We start from the raw sequence: 8,986 nt of genomic DNA on the forward strand, positions 1-8,986 counted from the left end.
CATACGCGGGCCGGTTGCTGCGGCGGCCGGCTCGCACGAAAGCATTTCGTCATTCGCCGTCGTCGCGACAGCGCGGCGTCGGTATCGAGGACGCACGAAGCAGTACGTGTGATTCGCGCAAATCTTTCGAAATACTTACGAACTCCGCTGTTCTCGCCACATCCCCGCGCGCTGCGCGCTGCGGGCACCTCGATCTTCCCGCCACTCGACACCGTCGTGTAACAAGTCGAACATAGCATCTCGGCGTCGATATGACCGGCGCGGCGTTCGCGCCTGCGTCACGTCGTCATCCTCACGGAGAACCGTTATGCGAACGTCGGCCCTACGGCCTTTCGCGGTCGCCGGCCTGATCGCGCTGACCGCCCTGCTCGGCGCCTGCAATGACGACCTGACCGCACCCGCCGCGCCCGTCGCGCAGCAGAAGGCCGCGTGCGGCGGCGCCGTGGTCGCCACCGCGCAGATGCGCTGCCCGCCGGGTTTCACCGCACCTGCTTCGTCGCCCGCTTCCTGATACCGGCCGTTCCCTCCAGAAAACCCATCAAGAGCAACCAGCATGGCCATCCATTCGCGACGCGATTTTCTGAAGTTCTCGGCCGGCCTCGCCGGCGCGACCGCCGCCACCGCACTGCTTCCGGAATCGATCCGCAAGGCGCTGGCGATCGAGCCGAACACCGTGACGGGCACGATCCAGGATGTGCAGCACATCGTCGTGTTCATGCAGGAGAACCGCTCGTTCGACCATTACCTCGGTCATCTGAGCGGCGTGCGCGGCTACAACGACCGTTTCCCGGTGACGCTGCCGAACGGCAAGCCGGTGTGGTTCCAGCCGCGCCAGGAAGACAAGTCGAGCGTGATCGCACCGTTCCGCTACGATACGACCAATCCGGGCGTCAACGCGCAATGTATCGGCGGCCTGCCGCACACATGGGCGACGACGCACGGCGCGATCGACAACGGCCGCGCGGACCAGTGGGCCGTGCAGAAGTCGAACATGACGATGGGCTATCACGTTCGCGACGACATCCCGTTCCACTACGCGCTCGCGGATGCGTTCACGGTGTGCGACAACTACTTCTGCTCGATCCCGGGCAACACGCACCCGAACCGCATGTACCTGATGACGGGCATGGTCGATCCGCTCGGCACGGGCGGCGGCCCGTTGCTCGACAACACCGACTACATCGACAACCAGTTCGACAAGGTCCAGCTGCCGCCCTTCAACTGGACGACCTACCCGGAACGGCTCGAAAAAGCCGGCATCTCGTGGCAGATCTACCAGCAGGGCACCGGGTTCGACAACTTCACCGGCAACTACGGCACCAACATGCTGGCGTGCTTCAGCAACTTCGTGAATGCGCCGGCCGGTTCGTCGCTGCAGACGCGCGGGATGAGCACGCGTCCGATCACGCAGTTGAAGGCCGACGTGCAGGCGAATGCGCTGCCGCAAGTGTCGTGGCTGCTGCCGCCCGCCGCGTATTCGGAGCATCCGAAATTCACGCCGCTGTACGGCGCGTACTACCTGTCGACGATCCTCGATGCGCTGACGTCCAATCCGGACGTGTGGAGCAAGACGGTCCTGCTGATCATGTACGACGAGAACGACGGCTTCTTCGACCATGTCGTGCCGCCGTCGGCGCCGACGCTGCCGGGCTCCGGCATGAGCACCGTCGACGTGTCGCTCGAGCGGCACAACGTCGTGACGTCGACGCAAGCCGGCACTTATACGGCCGACAACCTGCCGTACGGCCTCGGCCCGCGCGTGCCGATGTTCGTCGTGTCGCCGTGGTCGAAGGGCGGCTTCGTGTGCTCGCAGGTGTTCGATCACACGTCGGTGCTGCAATTCATCGAGAAGCGCTTCGGCGTGATGGAAACCAACATTTCGCCGTGGCGTCGCGCGATCTGCGGCGACTTGACGTCGGCGCTCGACTTCTCGAAATCGGACGCGACGCTGCCGACCCTGCCGAGCACGCAGGCCTATGTCGCGCAGGCCGACCTGCAATGCTCGCGCGCATCGTCGCAGACCGCGCCGGCCAGCACCGCGCAGCAGGTCGTGACCGCGCAGGAACCGGGTACGCGGCCGGCGCGTGCGCTGCCGTACGAATTGCATGTCACCGGCCAGTTGCAGGCGCAAGGCTACGCGCTGACGTTCGCGAATACCGGCACGCAGGGCGCGCACTTCTGGGTCTATACGGGAGACCCCACTGCGATGCCGCGCCGCTATACGGTCGAAGCCGGCAAGCAGCTGACCGATACGTGGGCGCTCGATGCGAACGGCAATTATCTGGTGAGCGTGTGGGGGCCGAACGGTTATTTCCGGCGCTTCGCGGGGTCGGCGGCCGCCGATGCGGCGGCCAAACCTGAAATCACGCCGTGCTACGACACCGCGAATGGCGATGTTTACGTGACGATCGCCAATGCGGGCACCAGCCCGCTGACGGTCACGGCGACCGACGTCGCGTACGGCGGTGCGGCGCGCACGCTGACGGTTCCGGCCGGCCAGCGCATCGAAGCGCACTGGGATCTGTCGTGCAGCAGCCACTGGTACGACCTGCAGTTCGCGGTGGCGGGCAATGCCGGCTGGATGCGCCGCATCGCGGGGCACGTCGAGACCGGCAAGCCGAGCATCACCGACCCTGCGGCCGTCGCGCCGACGATCACGGCGATCTGACGACGGCAACCGATGCGACGACGCGCCGGCCGGTTGAATCCGGCCGGCGCGTCGGGTTTGCCGATCGACGACGTTGCTGCGTCAGGGCAGTAGCCCGTCGTCGTGCGCCATCATCAGCGCCCGCATCGTGGACCACATGCCGTAGTAGTGCACGATGTAGCTGTCCGCACGGCGAAACAGCCAGGGCGTGTTGAGGCTGACGAGATCGGCCACGCCTTCGCGTTGCAATTGTCCGTCGCGCTCCATCGCGCGAATGAAATGCAACTGGTCGCCATCGCTCGCATAGACGCTCGAGCGGTCGTGCAGCGCGGCGATCGTCGTCATCAGGTCGCGCAGCATCGCGTCGTTGCGTTCGGTGCGGCGGAACGCCATCACGCCCGAATTGAACGCCCACTGGCCGAGGTCCTGCGCGAGCAGCCAGTCGCGCCCTTCGAGCAGCGGTTCCAGCGGTTGCTGCCGGTTCGCGATCAGCACGTCGGCATCGAGCCACACGACCCATTCGTGATGTTGCAGATAGGCGTGCAGCAGCCACGGCTTGAACCAGTTGCCCGTGGCGTTCAGCCCGATCTCGGCGGGAATGTCGCGATGCACGTAGAGCGTGTAGCCGTGCGCGTCGCAGTAGCGGCGGACATTCCGTTCGGCCACGCGTGCATAGCTGCCGATGTTCGGCGTGTACAGCATCATCAACGCAATCGGACGGCCGGGGTTGTACGTGCTGCGCTCGGCGGCTTCGTCGGGCGCCGCGGCGTCGTGATCGAACGCGAACATCGGCCGGCCGGCAGCGCGGCAGCGATCAACGTACGCGACGAGCGTGTCGCGAAAGCGCGGCGTCGCGCCTTTCCGTTCGGGATCGTGCGGCGTGTCGTCGATGCTGATCGCGAACGTCGGTTCGCGGCTCCACATCGGATCGAGGTCGGGGCCGGACGGCATGACCGCGTACAGCCCGTCGATCGGCGTCATGTAGCGATGCGTATCGAGATCCACGAAGAGCGCGGCTTCCGACGTCAGCCTCGGCTCGCTGCCGAGCTTGCAGCGCTGCACGAGCCGCATCGCGATCGCGCGCACGTCCGGTGTGTTGCGCCAGATCTGCACGTCGACTTGCGGCAGCGGCGATGCGAATGCGTCGACGAGCAGCATGTCGCGTCCGGCCATCAGGCGATCGAGTGCGACGGGTTCGATGATCGCCGCGTCTTCGCTGAGCAGCAGCACGAGTTCGCCGGGTTGCGCGCCGCGCAGCACGTGGAGCAGCGACTCGTAGCGATGCAGCGGCCGCAACGGCAGCGCTTGCGGCATGCCGGATGCGTCGACGATCTCGTGACGATAGCCATGCGTCTGCGCGTACCAGCGGTGGTTATCGAGGCTCGCGGGCGCGTGCTGGCTGAAATGACTGAGGACGATCATCGCGCACCCCGAACGCAGAGAAGCGCGCATACGATCCGCGCGGCGTTTTTCGGCTCGGGGCTCCATCCGGATACGCTTTCCCGCGAGCGCCGCCCCGGTTCGTCATGGATGGCCTGGAAGCCTTGCGCGGCATCGTGTTCCATTCTGTGTGCCTTGGTTTTGATCGTGGTGCGGCGAGGCAGCGTGCTGCCCGCTCGAATGTCCCGGGAAAACCGGCCGCCGGGCGGCACGAGTATCGCATAACGGTCGGACGGATGGGCCCGGCCCGGCCACGCGCTGACCATCCCTGACAGTGTGCGGCCGGCTGCCTCCGCTAAAATGCCGGGTTGCCGCCGCTTGACGCGAGCGGCGCTTCGCGCGCTACACTGCGCGATGCCATCCCCGTTCAACCTTCCATCCCGCCGACGATGACGTCTCCTGTCCTGACCGGCCTGCGCATCGGTATCACGATCGGATTGCGTGCCCCCGACGAAAGCCTGTGGATCAACGGCATCAAGCAGAACGCGCTGTTCCTCGCGAAGCTGCTGATGGCGTCGCCGCACGGCTACCGCGTGACGCTGATCAACACGACCGACGTGCCGCTCACCGACGCGCTGCCGTGGGATCGCAACGTGTACGACACGCGCGCGTTCGCGGACATGAAGGATGCGCTCGACGTGGTGATCGAGCTGGGCGGGCAGATCAACGGCGAGCAGACGGCCTATCTGAAAGCGCGCGGCGTGAAGCTGGTCAGCTATTGCTGCGGCGTCGAGTACATCAACGTGATGGAGTCGATCCTGTTCGGCCGTCGGCTGTGGGATTCGCTGTTCATCAACCGCGGCTACGACGAGGTATGGGCGATTCCGCAGATCGCGCCGTCGTCGCTGCCGTTCCTGCAGTCGCTGCGCCGCTGCCCGGGGCGCGTCGTGCCGTTCGTGTGGGATCCGATGTTCCTGACCGAACGCGCGCAGTCGCTGCCCGAGCGCGGCGAATACCGGCCGCGCAGCGAGCCCGGCAAGCGGCTCACGGTGATGGAGCCGAACCACGACGTCGTGAAGTTCTGCGTGTATCCGATGCTGATCATCGACGAAGCGTATCGCCGCGATCCCGACGCGATCTGCTTCGCGCACGTGACGAACGCCGATCGCCTCGCGCACGACAGCCCCGAGTTCGTGATGCTGATGAATTACCTGGACATCGTGCGCGCGGGCAAGGCGAGCTTCGTCGGGCGCTTCGATACGCCAATGTTCCTGGCCGACCTGACCGATGTCGTCGTGTCGCACCAATGGTCGAACCCGCTGAACTATTTCTATTTCGACGTGTGCTGGCAGGGTTATCCGCTCGTGCACAACGCGAGCCTCGCGCCCGATCTCGGCTACTACTATCCGGACAACGACGTGCAGCAGGGCGCCGACGCGCTGCTGCGCGCGCTGCATACGCACGACGACGACTGGCAAGCGTATACGCGGCGCCAGCGCGAGATCCTCGGCCGTTACACGTCGGCGAATCCGGCGCTCGTCGCCGAGTACGACGCGCTGCTCGCGAACCTGATCGGCGCGCCGGCCGCCTAGCGCCGAGTTGCCGCCGGCGCACGTTCGTTGCGCCGCCGTCCGCCGTCGGGTTTGTCCCGCCCTAATGTCTGACGAAATCGTGCCGTTAAAAAAGAAACCGCCGAACCCGATGGATTCGGCGGTTTTAGAAGGCACGAAATTGACGGCTCCGAGGGAAGTCCGTCGAAAACAAGTTTATAGGTTAACAAGTCGGAAGGATTGTTAAATATGTTTCAATCGACAATCTTCATATAATTGAAATTGGTATTATCGGTTGGGCGAGGATTGATTCAGTTTAGAATTTTAATAATGTCGTTTGAAACGTGAAAATTGAATGCTGCGATGATCGAATGGCGCGCGGCGGCACGTTTCGCGCAGGTTTCGCGCAGGAGACAGCATGTTCGGACACCGATGTTTCGAGTGGCGTATCGAGCGCGGGCGGCACTTCGCGGTACGGCATTTATCTGAACAATCGGCGGTGTCCCGATTCGCCCGAGGGAAAATCCGGGAAAAGACGATCCGGATAAAACCGTTTGGATGAAAAAGATAAACGATTCGAATTTTGGGTTCTTGCAATTCTCGTTGTGTAACCTGTCGCACTGTCGGTATCGTGCACGCGTGGTGTATTTCAAATAATCGAATAGCGTAAAAATATCGAATTTGACGGCGCCGAAGCGAACAGTACGCTCCCCGGAAAAAATCGACATACAGGATGGGCCGGGTGGGCGGCGGAGCGCGTCGAGGTCGGCTCGTTCCGCCTATGTGTTGAGGTCGAGCCGCGATCGGCGGCTCGCCATTAGCCGGAGCGCCGGATGAATGCGGTCGAAGCTCGCCAGGAGGCGAATCGGAAAGCGAATCGCAACGAAATCGATCTCGTGTTCGGGGCACCCGACGATCACCCCGATCTTGCGTCGGTGCGCAGTTTCGTCGAAAGCCGGCTCGGATTCGCGCGCGAGCCCGTGTGCCGCGCCGACCTGTCGGGCGGCGTGCTGTACGAGGAATGCCTGGCGCGGCTGCGGTGGGGCGAGCGCGATGCGCTGCCGCCGCTCGCCTTTCTGCCGCGCCTCGAAGCGCTCGGGCTGATGCGTTGGTTCGACCGGCTGGTGGTCGGCCGCACGATCGATGCGCTGCGCGCCGATCCGGGCGCCGTATACGGTTGCAACGTCGCGGCGGCAAGCGCGGTCGTGGACGACGCGTGGCTGGCGATTTTCAGGCGGCTCGAGCGCGAGCCGTCGGTGGCGGCGCGGCTGGTGGTCGAGATCACGGAGACGGGGCCGCTGAACCCGGTCGCCGGCCGGTCGTTCGTGTCCCGCTTCCAGCGGGCCGGGTGCCGGATCGCGATCGACGATTTCGGCGTCGGTTTCAGCGCATTGAACAATCTGGTGGTCGGCAATCCCGACATCGTGAAGCTCGATCGCTCGATCCTGTCGCTGATCAAGCGCAACGCGATCGGCCGCTACCAGTTCCGCCGGCTGATCGCGTTTGCGCATGAAGGTGCGCGGCACGTCGTCGTCGAAGGCGTGGAAAGCGAGACCGACCGACAGATCATCGTGGATGCCGGCGTCACGTGGGCGCAGGGCATCCGGTTTTCATGGCGATCGCCGGCCGCCGCATGACTGCGGGAACGGGCAGGGCGGCGCGCGGCGTGTGCGTCGGGAGCGGGACGAATCGCAAAGGGGCGTGGGCATGGCGGGAACGAAAGCCGGAGGCGGAACGGGCACACAGGCGGCCGATGTGCGCGACCTGGTCGCGATCGCCGAACTGGTCGACATGCTGAGGCAACTCGGCGCCGAATCGACCGATGCGCCGTTCGACGTCGCATCCTGTCTGAATGGCCTGACGATCGTCGCGCGCCGCATTCAGCGGATGAGCCCGCTCGACACGGGCGGCCGCGAACTCGCGGCGCGGCACTATTACGCGGGCGTCATCGCCGGCGCGTGCGGCGACGAGTCGGCGATCGCGCGCGGCGTATCCGACAGCCTCGTCAGGCAATCGGGCGGAGCAGGCCGGTCGGCAACCCGTTGTTTCGCGGTGCTCGCGCGCATGGGGCGGCGACATGGTCGCGCGTTCGCCGCGCAAAGCGGCGATCGGGTACTGGCGTAACGCAACCGGCGCGTGTGAAGGAACTCAGCCGAGCGGGCGGCCGGCGAACAGGTGCTGGATCTGCGTGGAATAGGCGCGGACGTTGTGCTCGGCGAGCGTGTCGACCCGATGCAGGCAACGGCGAGCCGCCGCCGCGTAGTCGTCGAGCCGTGCGTCGTGCGTCTGCGCGGCGGTCGCGATCGCGCGCGCGGCATCGAAGATCTCGAAGTCCGGATAGTAGTAGCCGACGTCGCGCAGGAACGGCGAGTTGTGCACGAGCGGGTAGTTGCCGTACAGCGCGTCGTACAGCAGGTAGTTGAGGCCGTTTTCCCAGTGGTGCGACACGACGATGTCGGTGTGATGCGCGGCCCATGCGACGAACGGCGCGCGCACGTCGGCAGTGGCCTTGCCGTCTCGCACCATCTCGAGCCCGAGCGCGAGATGCTTGAAGGCGACGTTTTCCTTCTTGTCGAACGTGTTGGTCATGTACACGTGCTCGACCAGCTCCGGATGTTCGACGTAGCACGCATTCGCGGCGAGCATCGGCACGATCGCGCTCTTCACGACGTTCAGGTTCGGCTCGAAGAATGCGATGCGCTTGGCCGGGCCGCGATTGCGATAGCCGAAGCGCGCCTTCAGTTCGGGATCCGCGTCGAGGCTGCGTTCGATGAAATACGGCGACCAGATGTGCGGCAGCTCGATCACCGGCGCCCGGTACACGGCCTGGAAATACGCGGCGCACGTATGCATGTGCTGCGGATTCGTCCAGATCTCGTCGAACTGCACGCGGTTCGGGTTCGGCCGCCAGTCGTTCTTCTCGAAGTTGATCGTCTCGACCGCGATCACGTAGTCGTTTCCGAAGCGGTACGACACGCACTTGCCGCCGCGCCGGCGCACGGCGTCCGTGTGCGACGGGTCGACGAACGCATTCATCTCGATCAGCAGGTCGGTCCGGTGAACGACGGCCGACAGCGGCCGCAGCGCGTCGCCGAATGCGTCCATCATCAGCGCCTGCGGATACTCGGTGATGCCGTCGTCGTGCGCGAGCCAGACCTCGCCGATCAACGGCGATTGCTTCAGCAGCATGTACAGGTACACGCAGTGCTGATTCGCGCCGTTGTACCAGATCGACTGCGTCGCGTCGCGCTGCACGTTCATCGTTATCGCGACATTGAGTTTCATCGGATCGGCTCCGTGGGGCGGGGACAGGTCACGCGTCGCGATAGAGCGCGGCGATCGCGTCCGTATAGGCCGCGACGTTCTCGGGGTTGTAGATGCTGACCGAGTCGAGCACGTGCTTCGCTTG

The 8,986-nt window shown here is 64.9% G+C and carries 7 protein-coding genes; 5 read left to right on the forward strand and 2 right to left on the reverse strand.

What is annotated here, in order from left to right; genetic code table 11:
- Positions 1 to 307: 307 nt before the first annotated feature.
- Both WS61_RS11325 and WS61_RS11330 read left to right on the forward strand, forming a co-directional pair.
- Entirely contained in the window at positions 308 to 511 is a 204-nt protein-coding gene (locus tag WS61_RS11325; protein ID WP_034204156.1) for a hypothetical protein, read from the forward strand.
- A 42-nt stretch (positions 512 to 553) separates the two neighbouring features.
- Positions 554 to 2,668, forward strand: a complete 2,115-nt coding sequence (locus WS61_RS11330) for a phosphocholine-specific phospholipase C (protein ID WP_059500572.1) — start codon at positions 554 to 556, stop codon at positions 2,666 to 2,668.
- Between the two features lie 81 nt (positions 2,669 to 2,749).
- Here WS61_RS11330 and WS61_RS11335 read toward each other — a convergent pair whose 3' ends face one another.
- Positions 2,750 to 4,069, reverse strand: a complete 1,320-nt coding sequence (locus tag WS61_RS11335; RefSeq protein ID WP_179949674.1) for a galactosyl transferase GMA12/MNN10 domain protein — start codon at positions 4,067 to 4,069, stop codon at positions 2,750 to 2,752.
- Positions 4,070 to 4,476: 407 nt separating this feature from the next.
- Here WS61_RS11335 and WS61_RS11340 point away from each other — a divergent pair, with 407 nt between their 5' ends.
- The 3 genes from WS61_RS11340 (at position 4,477) to WS61_RS11350 (ending at position 7,701) form a co-directional block, all read left to right on the forward strand.
- Positions 4,477 to 5,619 carry a DUF2827 domain-containing protein gene (locus WS61_RS11340; protein WP_059500574.1) on the forward strand — a complete coding sequence of 381 codons (1,143 nt, stop codon included), beginning with the start codon at positions 4,477 to 4,479 and terminating at the stop codon, positions 5,617 to 5,619.
- Positions 5,620 to 6,410: 791 nt separating this feature from the next.
- Complete coding sequence (locus WS61_RS11345; protein ID WP_034204160.1) at positions 6,411 to 7,214, forward strand: EAL domain-containing protein; 804 nt, start codon at positions 6,411 to 6,413, stop codon at positions 7,212 to 7,214.
- 70 nt (positions 7,215 to 7,284) lie between these two features.
- Positions 7,285 to 7,701 (forward strand): hypothetical protein, encoded by a 417-nt coding sequence (locus WS61_RS11350; protein WP_059500575.1) that lies wholly within the window; start codon positions 7,285 to 7,287, stop codon positions 7,699 to 7,701.
- Between the two features lie 24 nt (positions 7,702 to 7,725).
- Here WS61_RS11350 and WS61_RS11355 read toward each other — a convergent pair whose 3' ends face one another.
- A complete protein-coding gene (locus WS61_RS11355) occupies positions 7,726 to 8,862 on the reverse strand; it encodes a DUF2827 family protein (protein ID WP_059500576.1) in 1,137 nt (378 codons plus the stop codon).
- Between the last annotated feature and the right edge of the window lie 124 nt (positions 8,863 to 8,986).

This window comes from Burkholderia sp. ABCPW 11 (assembly GCF_001523445.1).
In the GTDB taxonomy this organism is placed as follows: Bacteria; Pseudomonadota; Gammaproteobacteria; order Burkholderiales; family Burkholderiaceae; genus Burkholderia.

Coding starts and splice junctions, on each gene's coding strand:
- WS61_RS11355 (WP_059500576.1), bottom strand. CDS start 8,862: ATGAAACTCAATGTCGCGATAACGATGAACGTGCAGCGCGACGCGACG.
- WS61_RS11335 (WP_179949674.1), bottom strand. CDS start 4,069: ATGATCGTCCTCAGTCATTTCAGCCAGCACGCGCCCGCGAGCCTCGAT.
- WS61_RS11330 (WP_059500572.1), top strand. CDS start 554: ATGGCCATCCATTCGCGACGCGATTTTCTGAAGTTCTCGGCCGGCCTC.
- WS61_RS11350 (WP_059500575.1), top strand. CDS start 7,285: ATGGCGGGAACGAAAGCCGGAGGCGGAACGGGCACACAGGCGGCCGAT.
- WS61_RS11325 (WP_034204156.1), top strand. CDS start 308: ATGCGAACGTCGGCCCTACGGCCTTTCGCGGTCGCCGGCCTGATCGCG.
- WS61_RS11345 (WP_034204160.1), top strand. CDS start 6,411: ATGAATGCGGTCGAAGCTCGCCAGGAGGCGAATCGGAAAGCGAATCGC.
- WS61_RS11340 (WP_059500574.1), top strand. CDS start 4,477: ATGACGTCTCCTGTCCTGACCGGCCTGCGCATCGGTATCACGATCGGA.